A 25739-nucleotide genomic window follows, 5' to 3' on the forward strand; every position below is an offset into this window, starting at 1 on the left:
GGAAGAGGACGATGGCGACCTCGATGGAGGAATCTCGGCAGCAACTGCTCGACTCGGCCGCTGCGCTGGTCGAGCGTCAGGGGGGAGAGTCCTCCTCCTTGTTGTTGACCCGGTACTACCGGCACATGCTCACCGAGGACCTCCTCACGCGTAGGTCCGAGGATCTCGCGGGCGCGGCGCTGTCGCACCGGGACCTCGCGCACCGGCGGGAGGCGGGTCTCCCGCAGGTCCGGGTGTTCACGCCGTCGGTCGAGCAGGAGGGCTGGTCGACGGGCAACACGGTCGTGGAGATCGTCACCGACGACATGCCGTTCCTCGTCGACTCGGTCACGTCCGAGCTCGCGCGTCACGGCCGGGCGACGAACCTGCTCGTCCACCCGCAGATGGTCGTGCGGCGCGACGCCGACGGCGTCCTCGTGGAGGTGCTCGACAAGGACGTGGACGCCCCCCGGGACGAGCCGGGCGTGGGCGCGGAGTCCTGGATGCACCTCGAGATCGGGCGCGAGAGCGACGTGGAGGCACGCGAGCGCCTCCGTCAGGCCATTCTCAAGGTCCTCCACGACGTGCGCATGTCGGTGGAGGACTGGCCCCGCATGGCCGAGAAAGCCGCGGAGGTCGCCGCCGCGTTGCGCGACGAGCCGCCCGCCGGGATCGACCCCCACCGCGTCGAGCAGGTCCGTGGGCTCCTCGACTGGATGGCCTCGGGGCAGTTCACCTTCCTCGGTTACCGCGAGTACCGCCTCACCGAGCAGGACGGCCGGCTGGCGCAGTCGCCCGTCCCCGGCACCGGCCTCGGCCTCCTCCGCCAGGACGACACGGAGAACGAGGACCTCCTGGGGCGGGCGAGTGTCCTGCCCGACGGGCCGGTCGCGCAGAAGGCGCCGGAGAAGACCCTCGAGATCCTCACGAAGGCCAACTCGCGCAGCACGGTCCACCGCCCCGCCTACCTCGACTACGTCGGCATCAAGACGTTCGACGCGTCCGGCGAGGTCACCGGGGAGCACCGGTTCCTCGGCCTCTTCACGGCCAGCGCCTACACGTGGTCGGTCCGCACCGTGCCCTACCTCGCCGAGAAGGTCGAGGCCGTCATGGAGGCGAGCGGGTTCTCGCCCGACTCCCACCTCGGCAAGGACCTCCTCGGTGTCCTCGAGACCTACCCGCGCGACGAGCTGTTCCAGGCCGACGTCGAGACCCTCACCGACACAGCCGTCGGTGTCGTCCACATGCGTGAGCAGCGCCGCACCCGGCTGTTCCTCCGCAAGGACGAGTACAACCGCTTCATGTCGTGCCTCGTCTACATCCCGCGCGACCGGTACACGACCCCCGTCCGTCTCCGCATCGAGTCGCTGCTCAAGGAGGCCTTCCACGGCGCCGGCGTCGAGTACACGACGCGCGTGTCGGAGTCCAACCTCGCCCGCCTCCACTTCGTCGTGCGCGTCGAGCCGGGGCAGGAGCTCCCCGACGTCGACGTCGACGACCTCGAGCGTCGCCTCATCGACGCGACGCGCTCCTGGGACGAGGACCTCGTCGAGTCCGCTCGCGCCGAGTACGGCGAGGAGCAGGGCAGCCGGCTCGTCGGTCGCTACCGTCAGGGGTTCCCGGAGGGGTACAAGGCCGACTTCTCCGCCCGGGTCGCGGTCTCCGACATCCGCCATCTCGAGCAGTTGACGAACGCCGGCGACTTCCGCCTCAACCTCTACCGGCCCACGTCCGCCCCGCAGGGCGAGCGTCGTCTCAAGCTGTACCGCCGCGGTCGGCTCACCCTGAGCACCGTCCTGCCCGTGTTCGCCGACATGGGTCTCGAGGTCACCGACGAGCGCCCCTACGAGGTGCGGGACGCCGAGGAGACCTGGCACATCTACGACTTCGGTCTCCGGGCCCCGAGCGAGACCTTCTGGACCCAGGGCCCGGAGGGCATGCGTGCGGCGTTCCAGGACGCGTTCGAGGCGGTGTGGACCGGACTCGCCGAGAGCGACGGGCTCAACGCGCTCGTCCTCGCGGCCGGCCTCACGTGGCGCCAGGTCGTCATCCTCCGCACGGTCGCGAAGTACCTGCGTCAGGCGGGGACGACCTTCAGCCAGAGCTACATCGAGGACACGCTGCGGTCCAACTCGCACATCGCGCGGCTGCTCGTCGAGTTCTTCGCGGCACGGTTCGACCCGGACCACCCGAGCGGTACCGACACCGAGGCCCGTCAGAAGGCGCAGGACGACGTCGTCTCCGCGATCATGGAGGCCCTCGAGGACGTCACGAGCCTCGACATGGACCGCATCGTCCGGTCCTTCCTCGACGTGCTCCGGGGTGCGCTGCGCACGAACTTCTACCAGCAGGTCCCGGCCGCGGACGGCACGTCGACGTTCAAGCAGACCGTGTGCCTCAAGCTCGACCCGCGCTCCATCCCGGGCCTGCCCGAGCCGCGGCCGATGTTCGAGATCTGGGTCTACGGGCCGCGCGTCGAGGGCGTCCACCTGCGGTTCGGCAAGGTCGCCCGTGGTGGCCTGCGGTGGAGCGACCGGCGTGAGGACTTCCGCACCGAGGTCCTCGGCCTCGTCAAGGCGCAGATGGTCAAGAACGCCGTCATCGTCCCCACCGGCAGCAAGGGCGGCTTCGTCGCCAAGCAGCTGCCCGACCCGAGCGACCGCGACGCCTGGCTCGCCGAGGGCATCGAGGCGTACAAGCTGTTCATCTCGAGCCTTCTCGACGTCACCGACAACCTCGTCAAGGGCGAGGTCGTCCCGCCGGAGCGCGTCGTCCGCCACGACCCCGACGACACCTACCTCGTCGTCGCGGCCGACAAGGGCACGGCCAAGTTCTCCGACATCGCCAACGGCGTGGCCCAGTCGTACGGGTTCTGGCTCGACGACGCGTTCGCCTCGGGCGGTTCCGCGGGCTACGACCACAAGGGCATGGGCATCACCGCACGCGGCGCGTGGGAGAGCGTCAAGCGACACTTCCGCGAGCTCGGTCACGACACGCAGACGGAGGACTTCACCGCCGTCGGCATCGGCGACATGAGCGGCGACGTGTTCGGCAACGGCATGCTTCTCTCGGAGCACATCCGTCTCGTCTGCGCGTTCGACCACCGGCACGTGTTCGTCGACCCGGACCCCGACGCGGCGCGCAGCCACGCCGAGCGTCGTCGTCTGTTCGAGCTGCCGCGGTCCTCGTGGGCCGACTACGACCCCGAGCTCATCAGCGAGGGGGGCGGCGTGTTCCCGCGCACCGCGAAGTCCGTCCCCGTGAGTCTGCAGATGCGGGAGGTCCTCGGGCTGGACGAGGGGGTCACCACCCTCACCCCGAACGAGCTCATCCACGCGGCGCTCCTCGCACCGGTCGACCTCGTGTGGAACGGCGGCATCGGCACCTACATCAAGGCGTCGATCGAGAGCAACGACCAGATCGGCGACCGCGCCAACGACGCGATCCGCGTCGACGGCCGGGACCTGCGGTGCCGCGTCGTCGGCGAGGGCGGCAACCTCGGCGCGAGCCAGCTCGGTCGCATCGAGGCAGCCCTTCACGGGGTGCGCATCAACACCGACGCGATCGACAACTCCGCCGGCGTCGACACCTCCGACCACGAGGTCAACATCAAGATCCTCCTCACCGGCCTCATGCGGGAGGACGACCTCACGCTCAAGCAGCGCAACGAGCTGCTCGCGTCGATGACCGACGACGTCGCCGCCAAGGTGCTCCGCGACAACTACGAGCAGAACGTGCTCCTCGGCAACGCCCGGCGCCAGGAGTACCAGATGGTCGGCATGCACCAGCGGTTCATGCAGTGGCTCACCGAACGGGGTGAGCTCGACCGCGAGCTCGAGTTCCTCCCGAGCGACGCCCGCATCGAGAAGCGCGTCGCCGAGGGCCGCGGTCTCACGTCGCCGGAGTTCGCCGTCCTCGTCGCCTACGCCAAGCTGGCGCTCAAGGCCGACCTCCTCGAGAGTGACCTGCCCGACGAGCCGTGGTTCCAACGCACCCTCGCCGAGTACTTCCCGGAGCCCATCCAGGAGCGGTTCGGCGACCGTCTCGCCTCGCACCCGCTGCACCGCGAGATCATCGTCAACTCAGTGGCGAACTCGATCGTCAACCGCGGTGGCATCACGTTCGTCTACCGCACGATCGAGGAGACGAACGCCTCCATCGAGCAGATCGCGCGGGCATTCGTCATCGCCCGCGAGGTCTTCGGTCTGCGCTCGTTCGTCCGGCAGGTCGAGGCCCTCGACAACAAGGTCTCGACTGACACGCAGACGACGCTCTACCTCGAGTTCCGCCGGCTCATGGACCGGGCGGTGCGGTGGTTCCTCCAGAGCCGTCCCTCACCGCTCGACGTGGGCGCCGAGATCGAGCGGTTCCGTGGGGCCGTCGAACAGATCGCGCCGCGCCTGGGCGAGTTGCTCGTCGGGACGGAGAAGGAGCGCCTCGAGCGCAACGCCCAGGGCTACGTCGACGCAGGGGTACCCGAGGACCTCGCGACCCTCACGGCCTCGCTCCTCGACCAGTTCAGCATCCTCGACATCGTCGAGCTGGCCCAGGAACGCGGGAAGTCCCCCGAGGACATCGCCGCCCTGTACCTCGCGACGTCCGAGCGGTTCGACATCGACGTGCTCCTGTCGCGGGTGGCCCGCCTCCCGCACGAGGACCGTTGGGACGCCCTCGCCCGAGGCGCCATGCGGGACGACCTCTACGCCGTCCTCGAGGGCCTCACGAGGGTCGTCGACGAGAGCACGGACCCGGGGAAGTCCCCGACCGAGCGTCTCGACGAGTGGTGCGCCGCCAACGCCACCGCCCTGCGGCGCAGCGGTACGGCACTCTCCGGCATCACCGAACTGGACGACCCCGGCGTCGCGCCCCTCTCGGTCGGCCTGCGCACCCTGCGCAGCCTCGTCCGCTCGGGCAGCGCCAGCAACTGACGCCCTACCCCGAGGGCCCTCGCCGGTCGTCGGCGGGGGCCCTCGGGCCGTCCCCGGGCGTCCTGCGCCGTCCCAGGCCGTCCCGCGCGAGCGAGCCTCGTCGGGCCTCCGGGGGCGGGCTGCGGTGAGCCCCGCACGGAGCCCGCGCCGGGCCGGGTGAAGGCCGCGGCGCCCCATCGCAGGCCCCCGCCCGGCGCGTGTCCCTCGGAGGGTGCCACGCCGAGGCATACGAGCCGTGCGAGGCCGCCCGCAGGTCCTGGCTAGGGTGGACGCATGCCCTCGTTGAGCAGCAGCCTCGAACGGGTGGGGATGCCCGCCCTCGACGCCGAATGGCTCCACCACCTCGTGGGGGACTGGCAGCTCGTCTCCGACCTGTCGTTCGCCGACCTCGTGCTCTGGGTGCCCGAGGGGGGCCTCGGCACGTGGCGGTGCGTCACCCACGTGCGCCCCAACACCGGCCGTCTCGTGTTCTACGACGACCTCGTCGGGCGGGAGGCCGAGCCCGGCCGCGCCCGCCTCCTCGTCCGGTGCGTGGCGGAACGCCGCGTCGTCGCGGAGGACCGCGCCGAGTGGATGGACGACATGCCGCTCCAGGAGGAGGCGATCCCCGTCGTCCGCGAGGGTCGATGTCTGGCCGTGATGACGCGCCACACGAACCTCATGACGATGCGCAGCCCGAGCCGGCTCGAGCTCACCTACCGCTCCACGGCCGACACGATCGTCGGCATGATCGCCACCGGCGACTTTCCCCAGGTGGGGGTGACGACCGACCACCGACGCGGAACACCGCGCGTCGGGGACGGCGTCGTGCGGCTCGACCTCGACGGCATCATCACGTACGCGAGCCCCAACGTCATCTCCTCCCTGCACCGGTTCGGGGAGCACGGCCGCGTCGTCGGCGACTACCTCAGCCGGATCGTCACCGATGGTCTCGAGGACCGCAGCGTCGTCGAGGAGTCCCTGCCGCTCGTCCTCACGGGCAAGGCGGCCATACGCGCCGAGGTCGAGGGCGGCGGCACCAACCTCGCGCTCCGGTCGGTTCCGTTGAGCGACAGCGGCGAACGCGTGGGCGCGCTCGTCCTCGTGCGGGACGTGAGCGAGCTGCGACGACGGGAGCGGGAGCTCCTCACCAAGGACGCGACGATCCGCGAGATCCATCACCGCGTGAAGAACAACCTACAGACGGTCGCCGCGCTGCTCCGGCTGCAGTCCCGCCGGGTCGAGGACGACCGGGCCCGCGACGCGCTCGCGGAGGCGGAGCGGCGCATCGGCACGATCGCGCTCGTCCACGACACGCTGAGCCGCACGATCGACGAGGCGGTCGACTTCGACGGGATCGTCTCGAAGGCGTTCACGTCGATCGTCGAGGTGACGGGGCGAGGTGAATCGGTCGTGTGGGAGTTCGAGGGCAGCTTCGGCATGGTCGCCGCGGAGGACGCCAACGCGCTCGCGATGGTCGTCACCGAACTCGTCCACAACGCGGTCGAGCACGGCCTCGCCGGTGTGGAGGGCGGAATCGTGCGGATCCGCGCCGACCGTCGCCGGATGGGGGAGGAGCAGCGCCTCACCGTCGACGTCGAAGACAACGGGACGGGGCTGCCGGAGGGGTTCCGCCCCGGGCGGTCGGGCCTCGGGACGCGGATCGTCAGTGCCCTCGTTCAGGATCTGCGCGGGACCATCCGCTGGGAGGCGCGCCCCGGAGGGGGGACGCGTGCCACGTTCGAGGCGCGGCTGCGGCCGATCTCCGGCGCGGAGCGGGCGGCCACCCTCTGAGGCGGGTGACGTCGTCCGCGGGTGCGAGGGATGCGCGGGCGCGAACCGGCCGAGCGGGTCCCGAGACGAACGATGACCGGTCTGCGGGTGCAGCCGGTCATCGGGGAGGCCCCGGAGGGGCGGTGAGGTGCGGGCGGTGTCCTGTGTGCGCCTCGTGGCGGCCGAGAGGTCGCAGCGACGTGCTCAGCCCGCGCGACGGGCCCGGGCGTTGCGACGCTTGAGTGCGCGACGCTCGTCCTCGGAGAGGCCGCCCCACACGCCGGCGTCCTGGCCGGACTCGAGAGCCCACTTGAGGCAGGTGTCCTGCACCTCGCAGCGACGACAGACCGCCTTGGCCTCCTCGATCTGCATGAGCGCAGGACCGGTGTTGCCGATGGGGAAGAAGAGTTCGGGGTCCTCGTCCAAGCATGCAGCCCGGTTACGCCAGTCCATGCGGAATGCTCCTTGCTCTGCTGATGGCCGACGTCCTCGGCCGCGAGGCCCCTGCCGGGAGCGGCGGGGCCGGGTGTATCGGGGTGATGACACGAAGAAGGGAGTCGTGGAGCCCTCGTCGGCTCTCCGACCCCCCGTCGGTGACACACGGATCAACGTCCCGAGTCCGGTGTTCGTTCCCTCAAGCGTCACAGAGAAGTCGTCTGGACACAAGGGTGCTCGGTCTTTTTGCGCACAAAGGGCAAGGTGACGTGGCGCACAAGCGCATCACAGGAAGTATAGGGCACCTCGGCGAACCCGCTGTTCAGGGTCGACGCCCCAAGTGACCGGTCCGTATCGCGATATCCGGGGCGCCCGGCGGCTCGGCATCTCCTACGTTACCTACGTTCACGTAAGTTACGGTTCCGGAGGTTCGACGATGAACGCACCCGAGACGACCCCCCTCGGCGGCCCACACCCCCTCGTCATCCAGGGCGGGATGGGTGTCGCGGTGTCCTCCTGGCAGCTCGCCCGCGAGGTGTCCCGAGCAGGGCATCTCGGCGTGGTCTCGGGCACCGCGCTCGACGCCGTCCTCGCCCGCGCGCTCCAGGACGGCGACCCCGGCGGCCACCGTCGGCGCGCGCTGGAACACTTCCCCGACCAGGACATGGTGGCCCGCGTCCTCGAGCGGTACCACCGGCCCGAGGGGCGCGAGGGACGGCCCTACCGCCCGACGCCCACGCTCACGGTGACGCCGACGACGGCCGCGATCGAGCTCGGCGTCCTCGGCAACTTCGTCGAGGTGTGGCTCGCCAAGGAGGGGCACGACGGGATCGTCGGCATCAACTTCCTCGAGAAGATCCAGATGGGCACTCCCATCGCCGCGCTCGGCGCCATGATCGCAGGCGTCGACCGCGTCCTCATGGGGGCGGGCATCCCGCGCGAGATCCCGCGTCTGCTGCGGGATCTCGAGGCTGGACGCGAGGCCGGCGTGACGATCGACGTCGCCGGCGCGACTCGCCGTCACGTGAGCACGATCGACCCCGTCGCCGTCATGGGGGCGGCCCTGCCGACCCTGCGTCGACCGCAGTTCTATGCGATCGTCTCGCTCCACTCCCTCGCGACCTACCTCCACCGTGACCCCGAGATCCGCCCCGACGGGTTCGTCGTCGAGGGGCCGCCCGCAGGCGGGCACTCGGCGCCCCCGCGGGGGCGCATGACGCTCGACGACCGGGGGGAACCCGTCTACGGCCCGCGTGACGCCGCCGATCTCGCCGCCATCGGCAGGCTCGGTCTGCCGTTCTGGCTCGCCGGCGCCTACGGTACGCCGGAAGGCGTGGAGGCCGCGCGGGCGGCCGGGGCAGCCGGGGTGCAGGCCGGGACGGTCTTCGCCCTCTGCGCGGCGTCGGGTCTCGCGCCGAGCGTCCGTGGGGCGCTTCTCGAGGCGCTGGGCCAGGGCCGGCTCGACGTGCGCAACGATCCGCGCGCCTCGCCGACGGGTTTCCCGTTCAAGATCGCCGACGTGGCCGGCTCGACGAGCGACCCCCGCGTCCACGAGGAGCGTCCGCGGCTGTGCGACCTGTCCTACCTCCGCACGCCGTACGAGCGCCCCGGTGGCGGCCTCGGCTACCGCTGTGCCTCGGAGCCGGTCGACGCGTACCTCAAGAAGGGCGGCGTGCTCGAGGACACCGTGGGGCGGATGTGCCTGTGCAACGGGCTCATGGCGGACATCGGGCTGGGGCAGGAGCGCAAGGACGGCTACGTGGAACCCCCGGCGGTGACGCTCGGGCAGGATCTCGCCGGTGCGCGTCGTCTCCTCGCCGAGCACCCCGGCGGGTGGACCGCACGCGAGGCCGTGGAGTGGTTGTGCAGCCGGGTGCGTGAGCCGGCCCTCGGCTGAGTCGTCGCATGGCCGAGGCAGCGCGGGGTTGCGCCGCGGGGTCAGCGGATCTCGACGCGCGACCACTCCTCGGTCCGGTAGAACCGGCGGACCTCCTCCCAGTGCCCCGCGCGGAGGAACGACACCTTGAGCGTGCCGCTGTACGGGTCGCGGTCCGCGGTCCACAGGCCGTCGCCGGGCAGGCCGAACTCCTCGACGTGCCCGTCGCGTCGCGTCACTCGTACCCCCACGGTGGTCCCCTGTTCCGCTCGATGACTCGCCGGCGCCCTCCGACACCCGCCTGACTCGCCGGCGCCCTCCGACACCCGCCTGACTCGCCGCGGGCGGCGACTCGCCGGGTCGCCGAACCATGGTCTCCCAGACGGTGCGGGGGCGTCGGTTACGTTGGGTCCATGAGGTCTGCGTCATGACTGGGGGGCGTCTCCGCCGCCGCGCGGGTGCGCTCGTCCGGGCCGCGGGGTGGTACACGGCGGCGATGTCGACGGCGCAGGTCGCGGCCGTCGTGGGGGTCGTCGCCGTCGACGAGATCCGTAAACGACGCAACCCGCCGCCGGGGGGCTACCCGTCGGTGCCGCCGGTGAGCGTCGACGTCGCCGGGTCACGCATCACGACCTTCACCTCCGGTCGCGACCTCTACGACGCGATGCTCACGGCCATCGAGGGCGCCCGGCACACCGTCTACTTCGAGTCCTACATCTGGAAGGGCGACGACGTCGGCCAGCGTTTCAAGGACGCCCTCGTCGCGGCCTCCGAGCGGGGGGTCGACGTCTACGTCGTCTACGACGCGCTCGCGAACCTCGTCGTGCCGCCGTCGTTCTACCGGTTGCCCGAGCCCATCCACGTGCTGCGGTTCCCGGTGTTCCGCTCCTCGATGATCACCCGCCCGGGCATCCGCAGCCTCGGCCGCGACCACCGCAAGATCCTCGTCGTCGACTCCGCGATCGGGTTCGTCGGCGGATACAACATCGGTCGCCTCTACGCCGACCACTGGCGCGACACTCACCTCCGCGTCGAGGGCCCGTCGGTCTGGGAGCTCGACAACGCCTTCTGCGACTTCTGGAACCAGTACCGCGGACGTCGCCTCCCCGCGCTGCCCGACCAGGGTGCCGCCTCGTGGGACGCCCGCACCGAGGCCGCCCGCAACGCCCCCAGCCGGTTGCTCTTCCCCGTCCGGGGGCTCTACCTCAAGGCCATCGACCGGGCCTCGCAACGCATCTACATCACCCAGGCCTATTTCATCCCGGACGAGGAGATCCTCGCCGGACTCCTCGCCGCCGCGCGTCGGGGCGTCGACGTCCGCGTCATCGTCCCCGAGTACAGCAACCACGTCGTCGCCGACTGGGTGGCCCGCGGCTACTTCGGGCGCCTCCTCGAGGGAGGAGTCTCCATCTGGTTCTACCGCAACGCGATGGTCCACGCGAAGACGGCGACGGTCGACGGACGCTGGAGCACGATCGGCACCGCGAACATCGACCGTCTGTCCCTCACCGGCAACTACGAGGTCAACCTCGAGATGTACAGCGACGACCAGGCCGCCGAGATGGAACGCATCTTCGAGATGGACCTCGAGAACTGCCGACGGCTCACCTATGAGGAGTGGGCCCGCCGTCATCGTCTCGCCCGCGTCGTGGAACGGGTGCTCAAGCCCCTCCGGCCCCTTCTCTGAGCCCCGGACGGGGCCCCGTCGACACGAGGAGGTTCCTCGACCGGGTGCCCTCCGCCGCGGTTGTCTCGCGTAGGCTTCGGCATCGTGGCTATCGATTTCGCGCAAGAACTCAAGAACCTCCGCTCGACCATGGAGTCGGTGCGGCAGGTCTCCGATCTCGATGCCCTGCGAGCGCGGATCACGGACCTGGAGAAGCAGTCCGTCGCCCCCGACCTGTGGGACGACCAGGAGAACGCCCAGCACGTGACGAGCAGCCTGTCGCGGGCCAACGCCGAGCTCGAACGCATCGAGGGCATGGACTCACGCATCGACGACCTCGAGGCCCTCGTCGAGATGGGCACCGAGGACGGCGGCGACGCCGAGACCCTCGCCGAGGCCGAGACCGAGCTCGCGGCCGTCAAAAAGGCCGTCGGCGAGCTGGAGGTGCGCACGCTGCTGTCGGGGGAGTACGACCAGCGTGAGGCCGTCGTCACGATCCGCGCCGGTGCCGGTGGCGTCGACGCCGCCGACTTCGCCGAGATGCTCCTGCGCATGTACCTGCGTTGGGCCGAACGTCACGAGTACCCCACGAAGGTCATGGACACCTCCTACGCGGAAGAGGCGGGCATCAAGTCCGCAACGTTCGAGATCAACGTGCCGTACGCCTACGGCAACATGTCGGTCGAGGCCGGTACGCACCGCCTCGTCCGTATCAGCCCGTTCGACAACCAGGGACGTCGTCAGACGTCGTTCGCGGCGGTCGAGGTGGTCCCGCTCATCGAGCAGACCGACCACATCGACATCCCCGAGAACGAGCTCAAGATCGACGTCTTCCGCTCCTCGGGCCCCGGTGGTCAAAGCGTCAACACCACCGACTCCGCCGTGCGCATGACGCACATCCCCACGGGCACCGTCGTGTCGATGCAGAACGAGAAGAGCCAGATCCAGAACCGCGCCGCGGCGCTACGCGTCATGCAGTCCCGCCTGCTGCTCCTCAAGCGTGCCGAGGAGGCCGCGCTCAACAAGGAGCTCGCGGGTGACGTCAAGGCGAGCTGGGGCGACCAGATGCGCTCCTACGTGCTGCACCCCTACCAGATGGTCAAGGACCTGCGCACGGAGTACGAGGTCGGCAACACGAGCGCGGTGTTCGACGGCGACATCGACGGGTTCATGGAGGCCGGCATCCGCTGGAAGCTCTCGCAGCAGCGCGAGGAGGACTGAGCCGGGTGGTGGGCGTCGCCTCCGGAGCGCCGTCGCCCACGATGCCCGACGAACCGGTCGACGTGCGCCTCGTCGCCCTCGACATGGACGGCACTCTCCTCGACGGTGACGGCCGTGTGCCCGCCGGGTTCTGGCCGCTCCTCGACGAGATGACGTCGCGGGGGATCGTCGTCGTCCCCGCCAGCGGACGCCAGTTCGCGACCCTGCGGGCGCTCTTCGGGGACGCTGCCGCCGGCATGGGTTTCATCGCCGAGAACGGCACGCTCGTCGCCCACCGCGGCAAGATCCTCACCACCGACTCGCTCGACCCGGCCGCGGTCGTCGAATTCGTCCAGGCCGCCCGTGCCGCCGCTGCGGACCGTGATCTCGGCGTCGTCCTCTGCGGCGTGCGGTCGGCGTACATCGAACGCGACGACGCCCCGTTCCACGACGAGGCGGCGATCTACTACGCGGACCTCGCGGTCGTGGACGACCTCCTCGACGTCGAGGACGCCGCGCTCAAGGTGTCGTTCTTCGACTTCGACTCCTCGGCCGGCGCCGCACCGGCGTTCGCACGGTTCCGCGACACGCATCAGGTCGTCGTCTCCGGCCCTCACTGGATCGACGTGATGAACGCCGGAGTCCACAAGGGCGCCGGACTCGATCGCCTACGTGCCCGTCTCGGTCTCGCCCGCGAGCAGGTCGTCGCGTTCGGCGACTACCACAACGACCTCGAACTCCTCGACGCCGCCGGGCACTCCTTCGCGATGGCGAACGGCCATCCCGACGTGCACGCCCGTGCCCGGTACGTTGCGCCCGCCCACACCGAGGCGGGCGTCGTCACCGTGCTCGAGCAGCTCCTCCACCGCTGAGCCTGCACCCCACGCCGAAGGGGACGGGCGCCTCGAGATCCGGACCGGCGCGGGTGTCGGCCGATCACTTCCACGGACGGCCTCCTCGGACGTCGACCCCTCCATGGACGTCGACCCCTGCGCGCGACGACTTTTCCTCGCGACGATTGCCGCGCGCGGCGAACTTCCTGGGCGATGCACTCCCAAGCGGAAATCTCACTGCTCTCGCACGGACGGCGGTCCTCACACGCTCGGGCACGACGAGGGGCGGCACCCCCGATTCCTCGCAGGTGTCGCCCCTCGTGTCGGTGGAGCGGGGGAGAGGTCAGCTCTACTCGTCGGCCCACTCGATGAGCACCTGACCACCCTGGACGGCGTCGCCGACGGCCACCTCGACCGCGCCGATCTTGCCGTCCTTGGGGGCGGTGACCTCGGTCTCCATCTTCATCGCCTCGAGGACGAGGAGGGTGTCACCCGCCTTGACGTCCTGGCCCGCCCCGACGAGCACCTTGACGACGGTGCCCGCGAGGTTGGCGGTGAGCGCATTGGAGGCGCTCGCCGGGGACTTCGTCGTGGCGGTGGGGGTGACCCCGTGGGCGCTCATGCTGCCCACGAGGACGGCACCGAGGGAGGGCGCCTTCTCTTCTTCGACCTCGACGTCCACGTCGTACACCGTGCCGTCGACCGTAACCTTGAGCTTCATCTTCTCGACCTCGTGATCGTCGGGCGCGTCACCGCGTACCGAACGCGGCGTGCGAGTGGTGGATGTCGGACCGTGCCTGAGCCGCCCACGTGCTGCCGCGGCGGACGCGCACCTTCTTGACGACTGCGCGCTTGCCCAGGTACGCCGCGCAGGCCGCTGAGATCGCGAGCACGACCTCCTCGGGTGCCTCGTCGTACGGGTGGTAGTGGTTGAACTTCTTCTCCAGGGTGTCGATCCGGGCCGACATCTGGGAGACGAGCTCGGTCAGCGACTCGATGGTCGCCTGTTCGTTGCTCATGCGTTTCTCCTGGTCGTCGGGTCGATCACAGCGGGATGAGGCCGTGCTTCTTGGCCGGGCGCAGCTCACGCTTGCCCGCGAGCATCTCGAGAGCACGGGCGATGTAGCGCCGCGTCTCGGCCGGCTCGATGATGGCGTCGACCTGACCGCGGGCGGCGGCCACGTACGGCGTCGAGAACGCGTCGCGGTAGTGCTGGACGAGTTCGGCACGCTTGGCGGCCGGGTCCTCGGCGTTCGCGATCTCCTTGCGGAACACGACACCTGCGGCACCCTCGGCGCCCATGACGGCGATCTCCGCGGTCGGCCACGCGAACACGCGGTCGGCGCCGAGGTCCTTGTTGCACATGGCGAGGTAGGAGCCGCCGTAGGCCTTGCGGAGCACGACCGTGATCTTCGGGACCGTGGCCGAGCTGTACGCGTACAGCATCTTTGCGCCGTGACGGATGATGCCGCCGTACTCCTGCGCCGTACCCGGGAGGAAGCCGGGGACGTCGACGAGGTTGACGACCGGGATGTTGAAGGCGTTGCAGAAGCGGATGAACTTCGCGCCCTTGTCGGAGGCGTCGATGTCGAGCACGCCGGACATGTGGTTGCTCTGGTTGGCGATGAAGCCGACCGTGCGCCCGGTGATGCGGCCGAAGCCGACGACGATGTTCATCGCGTACCCGGCCTGGACCTCGAGGAAGTCGCCGGCGTCGACGATCTGCCCGATGATCTCGCGGACGTCGTAACCCTTCTTGCCGTCGTCCGGGATGATCTCGTTGAGTGCCGGGATGTCCTCGACGTCGTCGTGACCCTCGACGTACGGGGCCTCCTCGGTGTTGTTGCTCGGCAGGAAGCTGAGGAGCTTCTTGGCGATGAGGATGGCCTGCTCGTCGTCGTCCGCGACGAAGTGCGTGACACCGGACCGACCCATGTGGGCGGCGGGGCCACCGAGGTCCTCGGCGGTGACCTGCTCGCCGGTGACCTGCTTGATGACGTCCGGTCCCGTGATGAACATGCGGGAGGCCTTGGTCTGGATGATGAAGTCGGTGAGGGCCGGGGAGTAGACCGCGCCACCGGCGCAGGGGCCGGCGATGATCGAGATCTGCGGCACGACACCCGACAGGGCGACGTTCTGGTAGAAGACCTTGCCGTAGCCGGAGAGGCTGTCGATGCCCTCCTGGACGCGGGCACCGCCGGAGTCGTTGACGAAGACGAACGGGGTGCCCGTCTGCAGCGCCGACCGAAGGGCGTTCGCGACCTTGATGGAGTGCATCTCACCGGCGGAACCACCGGCGACGGAGAAGTCCTGGCTGGCGATGTGGACGGGGCGACCGAACACGGTGCCGGTGCCGGTGACGACACCGTCGGCCGGCATGACGGCCTTGTCCATGCCGAACAGCGTCGTGCGGTGCTCGGCGAACAGTCCGACCTCCTCGAAGGAGTCGGAGTCGCACAGCTCTGCGACACGTTCACGCGCGGTGAGCTTGCCCTGGGCGTGCTGCTTCTCGTGACGGGCCTCACCGCCGCCGGCCTCGACCTCGGTGCGACGTGCACGGAGCTCTTCGATGCGCTCCTGCATGGTCTTGGGCTTGTCGATCTGGGTCATCGGTACGTATCTCCTTGTCGCACTCAGGCAGGCTTGACTGCGACGGAGTGCTTGTGGCCGTTGAGGGTGATCTCGTACTTGATCGGGCTGCGCACCGGGCCGGTGCCCGTGTCACCGGCCTTCGCTGCCTTCTCGGCCTCGATCTCGGCCGGGTCCTGGCCCACGTTCTTCGGGCCTTCGGGGCGGGTCTTGAAGAAGCCGGGAGCCACCTTCGGGAACATCGCGTAGGTGAGGATGTCCTCGTCGCTGCCGTCGAAGCCCTCGACCTTCTCGGCCTCGGCGCGGAGGTTGTCCCACTCGGGCTCGATGTGGTCGGCCGGGCGGTCGGTGATCGGCTCCTTGCCGGTCTGCTCCTTGGCCTTGGCGATGATCTCGGGGTTCATCTCGCCGATCGTGAGGCCGTAGTAGCCGAGCATGAGGTCGGCGAACTCGGCCGTGAGGACCTTGTAGCGGCCCATGAGGACGTTGAACACGGCCTGCGTGCCGACGATCTGGCTGGACGGGGTCACCAGCGGCGGGTAGCCGGCGTCCTTGCGCACGCGCGGCACCTCCTCGAGCACCTCGGTGAGCTTGTCACCGGCGCCCTGCTGCTTGAGCTGGGACTCCATGTTGGAGATCATGCCGCCGGGGATCTGGCTGTCGAAGATCGCCGTGTCGACCGTGTAGGACGACATGAACTTGGCGTACCGCGGCTTCACCTCGGCGAAGTGGTGCTTGATGTTGTTGAGGAGCGTCTTGTCGAGGTCGGCGACGAAGCCGGTGCCCTCGAGCATCTCCTGGAGGGACTCGGTGGGGTTGTGGCCCGGGCCGAGCGACATCGAGCTGATGGCGGTGTCGACGACGTCGGCGCCGCCCTCGATCGCCTTCATGAGGGAGACGAGCGTGACACCCGTGGTCGAGTGGCAGTGCACGTTGACCTGCATGCCGGTCTCCTCCTTGATGGCCTTGACGATGTCGTAGGCCGGCTGCGGCTTGAGGAGCGCCGCCATGTCCTTGAGGGCGATCGAGTCGGCGCCCATGTCCTGCAGCTGCTTGGCGAGCTTGACGTAGCCCTCGACGGTGTGGAGGGGGGAGGTCGTGTAACAGACCGTGCCCTGGGCGTGCTTGCCCGTCTTCTTCACGGCCGCCATGGCATGCTCGAGGTTGCGGGGGTCGTTGAGGGCGTCGAAGACACGGAACACGTCCATGCCGTTCTCGGCGGCCTTCTCGACGAAATGGTCGACGACGTCGTCACCGTAGTGGCGGTAGCCGAGGAGGTTCTGGCCACGCAGCAGCATCTGCAGGCGGCTGTTCGGGAGAAGCTTGCGGAAGGTGCGCAGACGCTCCCACGGATCCTCGTTGAGGAAGCGGATGCAGGCATCGAACGTCGCACCTCCCCAGCACTCGACGCTCCAGTACCCCGCCTTGTCGATGTCCGCGCACGCATCGACCATGTCCTCCATGGCCATTCGTGTGGCCATGAGGCTCTGGTGCGCGTCCCGGAGGGCGAGCTCTGTGACACCAATCTCACGCTCTGAGGTCATGTCCCCATGCTCGCAGAGGGTGGCCTCCGTTGACAGACCCTCCGCAGAACTAGGGGACCTAGGTCACCGGGCCTGCGCGGATGTCGGGGTGAGGTCTTCCGATCCATGGTCGTCGGGGTGGGCGTGAGGCCGTCGGGAGGTGAGGGCACACGCGGGACACGGCCCGAGGAAGACCGGGGCGGGGGGAGCGGGGGCGCCCGGAGGTCGGGTGCGGGCATGCTCGGCGCCATGGGGCGGTCAGGTCTCGGTCAAGGTGCGCCGCAAGGGCCCTCGCGTCCAGCTCGCACTCGGCGGGCGGCCGTACGCTGGCAGGGCTGCCGACGCGGACGCCCGGGAGCGGGGGCCGTGGACGTCACCCGCGTGACGCGGTCGGCGCCCCCTGCCCACCCACCGCTCGTCGAGGACGCCTCAGCCGATGATCCGCTTCCAGCTCGTCGCCAAGACCTATCCGCGGTCGACGCGGCCCGCGCTCGACGACGTCGACCTCGTCGTCGAGCCGGGTGAGTTCGTCTTCCTCGTCGGCCCCTCCGGCTCCGGCAAGTCGACGATCGTCCGGCTCGCGTTGCGGGAGGAGGGGATCACCTCCGGCGAGCTCGAGGTCGCCGGACACGATCTCCGCAGGATCCCTCGGCGGCGTATCCCGCACCTGCGTCGTCAGGTGGGCACGGTGTTCCAGGACTTCCGCCTGCTGCCCGACAAGACGGTCGAGGACAACGTCGCCTACGTGCTCCACGTCCTCGGCACCCCCCCCGTGGAGGTGCGCAAGGCGGTGCCCGAGGCCCTCGAGACCGTCGGGCTCTCCGACCTCGCACGACGCCTGCCGCACCAGCTGTCGGGTGGGGAGCAGCAGCGCGTCGCCATCGCCCGTGCGCTCGTGCGGCGTCCGCCGCTGCTGCTGGCGGACGAGCCGACGGGCAACCTCGACCCCGACGCGAGCCTCGAGATCGTCCGACTCCTCGAACGCATCAACGCCGGAGGCACCACCGTCGTCATGGCCACTCACGACGACCGCATCGTCGACGCGTTGCGTCGGCGCGTCGTCCAGCTCGACGCGGGCCGCATCGTCCGCGACGAGGCCACCGGCGGGTACCTCCGCGCGCCCGAGACGGGGTCGCCCTGCGCGGGCGGTTCCGCCGTCGCCATGCCCAGCCCCGCACCCGTCGAAGGACACACACGATGATCCGCCCCGGTTTTCTTCTCGGCGAGGTGTGGACCGGACTCCGCCGCAGCGTCTCGATGGCGCTCGCCGTCGTCATCGTCACGGCCACGTCCCTCTTCTTCCTCGGCGTCGGTCTCCTCGCCGACCGACAGGTCTCGGCCGCCAAGGGTTACTGGTACGACAAGGTCGAGGTGTCGATCTTCCTCTGCCCTGAGAAGTCGAACGAACCGACGTGCGCGAAGGGGCCCGTGACGGCGCAACAACGTGACGCCGTGAAGCTCATGCTCGACTCGATGAAACCGACGGTCGCCTCCGTCTACTACGAGTCGCAGGACGAGGCGTACGCGCGGTTCCAGGAACAGTTCAAGGACAACCCGACGTTCGCCGACACCCCCGAGTCGGCGATCCCCGCGGCGTTCCGCGTCAAGCTGTCCGACCCGGCCCAGTACCCCCTCGTGGAACAGACGTTCTCGCCCATGCCCGGGGTCGCGAAGGTCAACGACATCCGGGAGGTCCTCGACCCGCTCATCCGGGTCCTCGACGTCCTCCGTACCGGCGCTCTCGGGGTCGCCGGGGTGATGCTCGTCGCCGCGGTGCTCCTCACGTCGACGACGATCCGACAGGTGGCGTGGTCGCGGCGCCGGGAGGTGGGGATCAAGCGGATGGTCGGAGCCTCCCGCGGCGCGATCCGGGCGCCGTTCGTCCTCGAGATCCTCCTCGCCTCCCTCGTCGGCGCCGGTGTCGCCGTCGGCGCGCTGTGGGCCGCCGTGCACGTCGGCGTCGCCTCCTTCGCCGATCGTTACGCGGACTTCGCGTGGGTGGGGGTCTCCGACGTGTGGATGATTGCGGGGCCGCTCGTGATCGTCGCGGCGGTCGTCTCCGTCGTCGTCTCGTGGACCGCCCTCTCCCGTCACGTCCGGGTCTGAGGCGGGCATCGCGCGGCGCTCCTCGCGACGTCCGGTCGGCGGTGCGCCATATCCGTTGGTGAGGCCGCGGACCCGTCCTCTATCCTGGGACGTCACGTCGACAACGAGGAGACCCCGGGCGGGGAGGTGAGGACGCATGGCCAAGGAGAAGGGCACGAACGTCGTCGCGCGCAATCGCAAGGCGCGTCACGACTACATCATCGAGGACACGTACGAGGCCGGCCTCGTCCTCACCGGTACCGAGGTCAAGTCGTTGCGGCAGGGCCGGGCGTCGCTCGTCGACGGGTGGGCCACGGTCGACCACGGCGAGGCCTGGCTCGAGGGCGTTCACATCCCCGAGTACCACCAGGGCACCTGGACCAACCACGCCGCCCGCCGCAAGCGCAAGCTTCTCCTGCACCGGCAGGAGATCGACAAGCTCGCGATCAAGAGCCGTGAGGCGGGGCACACCCTCGTGCCGCTGCAGCTCTACTTCAAGGACGGGCACGCCAAGGTCGAGATCGCCCTCGCCAAGGGCAAGCGGGAGTACGACAAGCGTCACGCGCTCCGCGAACGGCAGGACCGCCGCGAGGCCGAGCGCGCGATGTCGCTGCGCATGAATCGGTGACCTCCGTCCCGGGACGCCTCCGGGGGGTCGGGGACTAGGGTGGGCCTCGACCGGACGGACGAGCCGCGACACGAGGAGCAGCGATGGAGAACACGACCGGAGCCGTACGCGAGCTGGACCTCGACGAGACCTGGGAGCTGCTCGGGGCGCGTGACTTCGGTCGCCTCGCCTACGCGGTGGGGACCCACCCCGAGATCGTGCCGATCAACTACTGCGCGGCAGATCGCGCCATCTACTTCCGCACTGCCTCCGGCGGTAAGCTCTTCGGAGTGACCATCAACCAGAACGTCGCGTTCGAGATCGACGAGATCCGCGGTGAGGTCGCCCGCAGCGTCATCGTGCGCGGTACCGCCCGCCGTCTCGAGGCCTCCGAGGAGATCGAGAAGGCGGAGACCCTGCCGCTGCGGCCGTGGATGCCCACCGACAAGTTCAACTACGTGCGCATCGACGTCGACGAGGTCACGGGCCGCCAGTTCCACATGGAACCCGACACCGCCGACTGACCCGGCCGTCCGCGCGTCCCGTTCCGCTGGGTCGTCGCCGTCACGTCGGCTCGGGGATGGGCGGGAATGAGTTCGACGTCGGAGGGCGTTGACTCGTATGCTCGTCCTTCCGCAGCAGTGCGGATCGTGCCGGCCGAGCCCGGCGATGAGAACTGCACAGTGATGACATGCCCCTCGCATCCGCGGGGGTGATCGGTTTCGACGTCGATCGTGCGATCAGGGGAAGCGGGCCGAGGATATCGGGTTATCTCGTTAACGCTCCCGGTAAACCAATAGGTGCCGATTCCAAGCGCACCGACTTCGCCCTCGCCGCCTGAGCGAGCCTGAAGTCTGTCAGCCTAGGTGTGATCTCGGCCTAGTGTCTGGCATCAGCTAGAGATCTTGCTACGCAGCGGTGTCGGGACGCTGCGTGGGACTTTTTCTCGACTGGGCCTGTCAGGGGACGTGTGCGTGCGAGCCCTGAGGCCGAGAAAATCCATAGCGCACTGCGCCCGGAGAAGCCCTGGTTCTGCGTCGGCGGACGCGGGTTCGATTCCCGCCACCTCCACTCCCGGCGAGGGCATGTCATCACTGATCCTGCAGAGACGGCCTCGGCACCTCACGGTGTCGGGGCCGTCGTCGTGTCTCCACACCCGCCGCTCGGCGCGTCGGAACACGGCGGCGGCCCGGCAGGACGCGTCGAGGGGGCGTGCCCGCCCCGCGACCGGCGCGTCCCACCGGCGAGCGGGTCAGTCCGCTGCCGCGTGGACGCACGTCGTGACGAGGCGGGCCGCGGTCTTCGCGGTGCGTCCGTCGACGTCGAGACGGGGACAGAGCTCGACGATGTCGAGGATGGCGAGCTTGCCGCTGCCCGCTACGCGGCGGCAGATCGCGTCGAGGACCTCGACCGGCACGCCGTAGGCGGCGGGAGCGCTCACACCCGGCGCGACGGCGGCGGGGAGGACGTCGAGGTCGATCGAGAGGTGGACCGCGTCGACGCGCTCGAGCATCTCGTCGACGGTGCGGAGCACCCCGTCGAGACGTGACGGCTGGGCGTCGGTGTCGACGACGTAGGGGACGCCGAGTCTGTCGGCGGTGTCGAAGAGGACCCGGGTGTTCGAGGGTTCGGCGATGCCGACGACGGTGTAGTCGAAGGTCCGGTCGGCCCTCGCATCGCCCTCGGCCATCTGGAGGAACGGGGTGCCGGAGGTGGGCCGGTCGGCCTCCCGGAGGTCGAAGTGGGCGTCGAGGTTGAGCACGCCGACGCGCGCACCTTCGAGGCGTGCGGCGCGGGTGCGTCCGAGGTAGGAGGCATAGGCGGTCTCGTGCCCACCGCCGAGGACGACGACGAACCGCGTGCCGGCCGTGTCGAGTTCACGCGCGATCGCGTCGCCGAGGGCGTCATGGCCCGACTCGAGGTCCTCCCCGTCGACGACGACCGTGCCCGCGTCGCGGAGGGGTACGTCGGTGTGGAGGGCGAGCGGGGCGAGTGCACGGCGGAGGGCGTCGGGCGCCTCGGCGGCGCCCTGTCGCCCGCCGTTGCGACGCACGCCCTCGTCGCTCGCGAAGCCGATCACCGTGACGGCACCGTCGAGGGGCTCCGCGGCGTCCGCCGACGAGGACGACATCGTGCGGCGTACCTGCTGGTGCCAGCGGCGGTGCTCGGCCCCGTCCCCGTCGTCGCGGCCCTGCCAGGTGCTGTCCTCGTACGTCCTCGTGCTCATGGCCCGACTCTACGGGCGGTCGCCGGGCACGTCTCCGAGATACCGCACCCGACGATTCGGCGGCTCGGGGCCCGACTCCGGGCGGCGACACCGCAGGCCCCCCCTCGTCGTCGGGCCGTCCGTCGACGGGCCCGACGCCGGAACGGACCCGGCCCCGCGGAGGACCCCCTCCCGGATGCCACGATGGTCGAGCGATCACGGACGTCGTGACGGACCCCGCGAGACCGGCGCGGGAGGGAGGGGGAGGTGCGCGTGTCCAAGGTGCCCGCGGCGACGAACACGCTGCGGATCCTCCGTCACCTCGCGAGCAGGCGTGGCCCGGTGACGGCGATGTCGATCGCCGCGGCCCTCGACCTGCCGCGCTCGAGCGTCTACCACCTCCTCGCCGTGATGACCGAGGCCGGCTTCGTCGTCCATCTCGAGGAGGAACGTCTCTACGGACTCGGCCCCGCGGCCTCGGAGCTGTCCTTCGCCTACGTGCGTCAGGCCCCACTCGCGCGCCTCGCCCACACGGCGCTCGCGACCCTCGTCGACGCGGTGGGGGAGAGCGCCCACCTGTCCGTGCTCCACGGGCGCGACGTCGTCTACGTCATCGAGATGCGTGCCGCCGGCCGCCCCGTCCTCGTCTCCGACGTCGGTGTGCGCCTGCCCGCGCACCTCACCGCGAGCGGTCGGGCGATCCTCGCCGATCTGTCCGCGGCGCAGGTGAGGGCGCTCTTCCCGGGGAAGGAGTCGTTCGCGGGGGTCGGCGGCGAACCGTGGACTCCCACCCGCCTGCGCGCGGAGCTGCGGAAGGCACGAACGCGTGGATGGGCCGTCGAGACCGGGGACGTCACGCCCGGGTTGTCCTCGGTCGCGGTGCCCGTCCACGACCACCTCGGCTGGCCCGCCGCCGCTCTCGCCCTCACGTTCGAGGACCGTCGCGTCGGCCCCGAGGGGCACCCCCGCCTCGCGGCCGAGCTCACCGCGGTGGCGCGCCGTCTCGCCGCGCGGCTGCGCACGGGCTGATCGGCGGCACGGCGTCCGGGATCTCAGACGCCGATGGCCGTGCGGGTACTGGCACGGATCGTCGGCGGGAGGTGTCATGGTGGGCGAGAACAGGCGACACGTCGCCGACCGTCCGAACGACCACGCCGACGAAGGAGTCAGGAATGGCACTGCCCGGAGCCCGAGAGGTCCGCGCCCCGCGCGGCACGGAGACCACCGCGAAGAGCTGGCAGACCGAGGCGCCGCTGCGGATGATCCAGAACAACCTCGATCCCGAGGTGGCCGAGCGGCCCGACGACCTCGTCGTCTATGGCGGCACCGGCCGCGCAGCCCGTTCGTGGGAGGCGTTCGACGCGATCGTCGAGACCCTCACGACCCTCGAGGACGACGAGACGCTTCTCGTCCAGTCGGGCAAGCCGGTCGGCGTGTTCCGCACGAACGTGTGGGCGCCGCGGGTGCTCATCGCCAACTCCAACCTCGTCGGTGACTGGGCCACGTGGCCGGAGTTCCGCAGGCTCGAGGCCGAGGGGCTCATGATGTACGGCCAGATGACGGCCGGGTCGTGGATCTACATCGCGACGCAGGGCATCCTCCAGGGCACGTTCGAGACGTTCGCGGCGGTGGCGACGAGGATGCACGCCGACGGCCGGATCCCCGAGCCGACGCTCGCGGGCACCTTGACGATCACCGGTGGGTGCGGCGGCATGGGTGGCGCGCAGCCGCTCGCCGTCACCCTCAACGGCGGCGCCGTGCTCGTCGTCGACGTCGACCGGGCGCGCCTCGAGCGGCGCAAGGGCAAGCGGTACCTCGACGAGGTCACCGACTCCCTCGACGACGCGCTCGCGCAGCTCACGAAGGCCAAGGAGGAGCGGCGTCCGCTCTCCGTCGGGCTCGTCGGCAACGCGGCCGAGGTGTTCCCCGAGATGCTGCGTCGCCACCGCGCGGGCGAGGTGCACGTCGACGTCGTCACCGACCAGACGAGCGCCCACGACCCGCTGAGCTACCTGCCCGTCGAGGTCGACCTCGAGAACTGGGACGCCGAGGCGAAGGTCGACCCGGAGGGCTTCACGAAGAAGGCCCGTGAGTCGATGGCCGCGCAGGTGCAGGCCATGGTCGAGTTCCAGGACGAGGGTGCCGAGGTGTTCGACTACGGCAACTCGATCCGCGACGAGGCCCGGCACGCCGGGTACACCCGTGCGTTCGAGTTCCCCGGCTTCGTGCCCGCCTACATCCGGCCGCTGTTCTGCGAGGGGCTCGGCCCGTTTCGGTGGGTCGCGCTCTCGGGCGATCCGGAGGACATCCGCGTCACCGACGCCGCGCTCAAGGAGCTGTTTCCCGAGAACGAGCACCTCCACAGGTGGCTCGACGCGGCCGAGGAACACGTCGAGTTCGAGGGCCTCCCGGCGCGCATCTGCTGGCTCGGCTACGGCGAGCGCCACAAGGCCGGTCTGCTCTTCAACGACCTCGTGCGCGAGGGCAAGGTCAAGGCGCCGATCGTCATCGGCCGCGACCACCTCGACTCCGGCTCCGTCGCCTCCCCGTACCGCGAGACCGAGGGGATGAAGGACGGCTCGGACGCCATCGCCGACTGGCCACTCCTCAACGCCCTCACCGCCACGAGCTCGGGCGCGACGTGGGTGTCGATCCATCACGGCGGCGGTGTCGGTATCGGCCGGTCCATCCACGCCGGTCAGGTGGGCGTCGCCGACGGCACCGACCTCGCCGCGAGCAAGCTCGAGCGTCTCCTCACGAACGACCCCGGCATGGGCGTCCTCCGCCACGCCGACGCCGGCTACGAGCGGGCCGTCGAGGTCGCGAAGGAGCGCGGCGTGCGCATCCCCATGGGGGAGCACAAGTGAGCGAACTCCTCACCGGCATCGGCGAACTCCTCACCAATGACCCCGAGCGTCCCAAGATCGCGGACGCGGCGGTCGTCGTCGAGGGGGAGACGATCGCGTGGGTCGGTGAGGCGTCGCAGGCGCCCGCGGCCGACCGTCGTACGTTCCTCCAGGGCCGCGCGATGCTGCCCGGCTGGGTCGACTCCCACACCCACCTCGTCTTCGCGGGCGACCGCTCGGCGGAGTTCGGGGCCCGGATGGCGGGGGAGTCCTACGCCGCGGGCGGCATCGGGGTGACGACGGGCGCGACGCGTGCGGCGAGCGATGCGACGCTCACCGCGCTCGTCGGTGACCGCGTGCACGAGGCCGTCAAGGGCGGCACGACGTACCTCGAGACGAAGACCGGGTACGGGCTCACCGTCGAGGAGGAGGCCCGTGCTGCGCGCATCGCCGCCGCGTCGGTCGACGAGGTGTCGTTCCTCGGGGCGCACCTCGTGCCGCGGGGCGACGACGGCGAGCCCGTCGACGCCGAGGAGTACGTCGACCTCGTCTGCGGGCCGATGCTCGAGGCGGTGCGGCCGTACGTGAGCTGGGCCGACGTGTTCTGCGAGGAGGGCGCGTTCACGCCCGAGCAGTCGCGTCGCGTGCTCGAGGCCTGTCGCGACGCCGGGCTCGGGCTGCGGGTGCACGGCAACCAGCTCGGGGAGTCGGGCGGTGTGGCACTCGCCGTCGAGCTCGGCGCCGCGAGCGTCGACCACGTCAACTTCGTCTCCGACGTCGACGTCGACGCCCTCGCCGGGGCCGACACGGTCGCGACCGTGCTGCCCGCCTGCGACCTGTCGACCCGGGCTCCGCTGGCGCCGGCGCGCCGGTTGCTCGATGCCGGGGCGACGGTCGCGATCGCGAGCAACTGCAATCCCGGCACGAGCTACACGAGTTCGATGAACTTCTGCGTCGGCACGGCCGTGCTGCAGATGGGGCTGACGATCGTCGAGGCCGTCCGCGCCGCGACGTGGGGCGGGGCCCGTGCCCTGCGCCGTGAGGTCGCCCGCGACGGTGCCCCCGCCGTCGGCTCGATCACCGTCGGTGCCCGCGCCGACCTCCACGTCCTCGACGCCCCCGCGGCGATCCACCTCGCCTACCGGCCCGGCATGCCCCTCACCTGGGGTGTCTGGCGCGCCGGACAGCAGGTCGTCGCCCCCGTCCTCTGAACC

The 25739-nt window shown here is 70.3% G+C and carries 20 protein-coding genes and 1 other RNA gene; 14 read left to right on the forward strand and 7 right to left on the reverse strand.

Annotation, left to right across the window (positions count from 1 at the left end):
• Positions 1–11 precede the first annotated feature (11 nt).
• Together MOPEL_RS08045 and MOPEL_RS08050 are read left to right on the forward strand one after the other, a co-directional pair.
• Complete coding sequence (locus MOPEL_RS08045; protein ID WP_009482383.1) at positions 12–4907, forward strand: NAD-glutamate dehydrogenase; 4896 nt, start codon at positions 12–14, stop codon at positions 4905–4907.
• A 273-nt stretch (positions 4908–5180) separates the two neighbouring features.
• Entirely contained in the window at positions 5181–6680 is a 1500-nt protein-coding gene (locus MOPEL_RS08050; protein ID WP_009482384.1) for a sensor histidine kinase, read from the forward strand.
• Between the two features lie 183 nt (positions 6681–6863).
• Here the strand turns inward: MOPEL_RS08050 and MOPEL_RS08055 are convergent, their stop codons facing one another.
• Positions 6864–7112 carry a WhiB family transcriptional regulator gene (locus MOPEL_RS08055; RefSeq protein WP_009482385.1) on the reverse strand — a complete coding sequence of 83 codons (249 nt, stop codon included), beginning with the start codon at positions 7110–7112 and terminating at the stop codon, positions 6864–6866.
• 418 nt (positions 7113–7530) lie between these two features.
• Between MOPEL_RS08055 and MOPEL_RS08060 the strand changes: the two genes are divergently transcribed.
• Positions 7531–8991: a nitronate monooxygenase gene (locus MOPEL_RS08060; RefSeq protein ID WP_009482386.1), complete on the forward strand. Its 1461-nt coding sequence runs from the start codon at positions 7531–7533 to the stop codon at positions 8989–8991.
• 41 nt (positions 8992–9032) lie between these two features.
• Here MOPEL_RS08060 and MOPEL_RS17675 read toward each other — a convergent pair whose 3' ends face one another.
• Positions 9033–9209 (reverse strand): hypothetical protein, encoded by a 177-nt coding sequence (locus tag MOPEL_RS17675; RefSeq protein ID WP_009482387.1) that lies wholly within the window; start codon positions 9207–9209, stop codon positions 9033–9035.
• A 188-nt stretch (positions 9210–9397) separates the two neighbouring features.
• Here MOPEL_RS17675 and MOPEL_RS08065 point away from each other — a divergent pair, with 188 nt between their 5' ends.
• The 3 genes from MOPEL_RS08065 to MOPEL_RS08075 all read left to right on the forward strand — a co-directional run bounded on the left by MOPEL_RS08065 (position 9398) and on the right by MOPEL_RS08075 (position 12708).
• On the forward strand, positions 9398–10657 hold the full coding sequence (locus MOPEL_RS08065) for a phospholipase D-like domain-containing protein (RefSeq protein ID WP_009482388.1): 1260 nt from the start codon (positions 9398–9400) through the stop codon (positions 10655–10657).
• Between the two features lie 84 nt (positions 10658–10741).
• Entirely contained in the window at positions 10742–11857 is a 1116-nt protein-coding gene (gene prfB, locus MOPEL_RS08070) for a peptide chain release factor 2 (protein ID WP_040633591.1), read from the forward strand.
• A gap of 41 nt (positions 11858–11898) precedes the next feature.
• The gene (locus MOPEL_RS08075; RefSeq protein WP_040633593.1) at positions 11899–12708 is read left to right on the forward strand and encodes a Cof-type HAD-IIB family hydrolase; all 810 of its coding nucleotides are present in this window, start codon (positions 11899–11901) and stop codon (positions 12706–12708) included.
• A gap of 310 nt (positions 12709–13018) precedes the next feature.
• Here MOPEL_RS08075 and MOPEL_RS08080 read toward each other — a convergent pair whose 3' ends face one another.
• From MOPEL_RS08080 to MOPEL_RS08095, 4 genes are read right to left on the reverse strand one after another with little or no spacing between them, the layout of a single operon-like run.
• The gene (locus tag MOPEL_RS08080) at positions 13019–13390 is read right to left on the reverse strand and encodes a biotin/lipoyl-containing protein (protein WP_009482391.1); all 372 of its coding nucleotides are present in this window, start codon (positions 13388–13390) and stop codon (positions 13019–13021) included.
• A 28-nt stretch (positions 13391–13418) separates the two neighbouring features.
• Positions 13419–13688, reverse strand: a complete 270-nt coding sequence (locus MOPEL_RS08085; protein WP_009482392.1) for a hypothetical protein — start codon at positions 13686–13688, stop codon at positions 13419–13421.
• Positions 13689–13713: 25 nt separating this feature from the next.
• The gene (locus MOPEL_RS08090) at positions 13714–15279 is read right to left on the reverse strand and encodes an acyl-CoA carboxylase subunit beta (protein ID WP_009482393.1); all 1566 of its coding nucleotides are present in this window, start codon (positions 15277–15279) and stop codon (positions 13714–13716) included.
• A gap of 23 nt (positions 15280–15302) precedes the next feature.
• On the reverse strand, positions 15303–16802 hold the full coding sequence (locus MOPEL_RS08095; RefSeq protein WP_009482394.1) for a methylmalonyl-CoA carboxytransferase subunit 5S: 1500 nt from the start codon (positions 16800–16802) through the stop codon (positions 15303–15305).
• 415 nt (positions 16803–17217) lie between these two features.
• Between MOPEL_RS08095 and ftsE the strand changes: the two genes are divergently transcribed.
• From ftsE to ssrA, 5 genes are all read left to right on the forward strand, one after another.
• On the forward strand, positions 17218–17982 hold the full coding sequence (gene ftsE, locus MOPEL_RS08100; RefSeq protein WP_009482395.1) for a cell division ATP-binding protein FtsE: 765 nt from the start codon (positions 17218–17220) through the stop codon (positions 17980–17982).
• The gene (ftsX, locus tag MOPEL_RS08105) at positions 17979–18887 is read left to right on the forward strand and encodes a permease-like cell division protein FtsX (protein WP_009482396.1); all 909 of its coding nucleotides are present in this window, start codon (positions 17979–17981) and stop codon (positions 18885–18887) included. The genes ftsE and ftsX overlap by 4 nt, the downstream gene beginning before the upstream one ends.
• 136 nt (positions 18888–19023) lie before the next feature.
• The gene (gene smpB, locus MOPEL_RS08110) at positions 19024–19494 is read left to right on the forward strand and encodes an SsrA-binding protein SmpB (protein ID WP_009482397.1); all 471 of its coding nucleotides are present in this window, start codon (positions 19024–19026) and stop codon (positions 19492–19494) included.
• An 83-nt stretch (positions 19495–19577) separates the two neighbouring features.
• Positions 19578–19997 (forward strand): pyridoxamine 5'-phosphate oxidase family protein, encoded by a 420-nt coding sequence (locus MOPEL_RS08115; RefSeq protein WP_009482398.1) that lies wholly within the window; start codon positions 19578–19580, stop codon positions 19995–19997.
• 184 nt (positions 19998–20181) lie between these two features.
• Positions 20182–20547, forward strand: a transfer-messenger RNA (tmRNA) gene (gene ssrA / locus MOPEL_RS16615).
• A gap of 178 nt (positions 20548–20725) precedes the next feature.
• Here the strand turns inward: ssrA and hutG are convergent.
• Positions 20726–21700 (reverse strand): formimidoylglutamase, encoded by a 975-nt coding sequence (gene hutG, locus MOPEL_RS08120; RefSeq protein ID WP_009482399.1) that lies wholly within the window; start codon positions 21698–21700, stop codon positions 20726–20728.
• 246 nt (positions 21701–21946) lie between these two features.
• Here hutG and MOPEL_RS08125 point away from each other — a divergent pair, with 246 nt between their 5' ends.
• The 3 genes from MOPEL_RS08125 (at position 21947) to hutI (ending at position 25736) form a co-directional block, all read left to right on the forward strand.
• On the forward strand, positions 21947–22708 hold the full coding sequence (locus tag MOPEL_RS08125) for an IclR family transcriptional regulator (RefSeq protein WP_009482400.1): 762 nt from the start codon (positions 21947–21949) through the stop codon (positions 22706–22708).
• A 143-nt stretch (positions 22709–22851) separates the two neighbouring features.
• Positions 22852–24546 (forward strand): urocanate hydratase, encoded by a 1695-nt coding sequence (gene hutU, locus MOPEL_RS08130; RefSeq protein ID WP_009482401.1) that lies wholly within the window; start codon positions 22852–22854, stop codon positions 24544–24546.
• Positions 24543–25736: an imidazolonepropionase gene (gene hutI, locus MOPEL_RS08135; RefSeq protein ID WP_009482402.1), complete on the forward strand. Its 1194-nt coding sequence runs from the start codon at positions 24543–24545 to the stop codon at positions 25734–25736. Before hutU ends, hutI begins: the two co-directional genes overlap by 4 nt.
• Positions 25737–25739: the final 3 nt, after the last annotated feature.

The organism is Mobilicoccus pelagius NBRC 104925 (genome assembly GCF_000247995.1).
Taxonomy (GTDB): Bacteria; Actinomycetota; Actinomycetes; order Actinomycetales; family Dermatophilaceae; genus Mobilicoccus; species Mobilicoccus pelagius.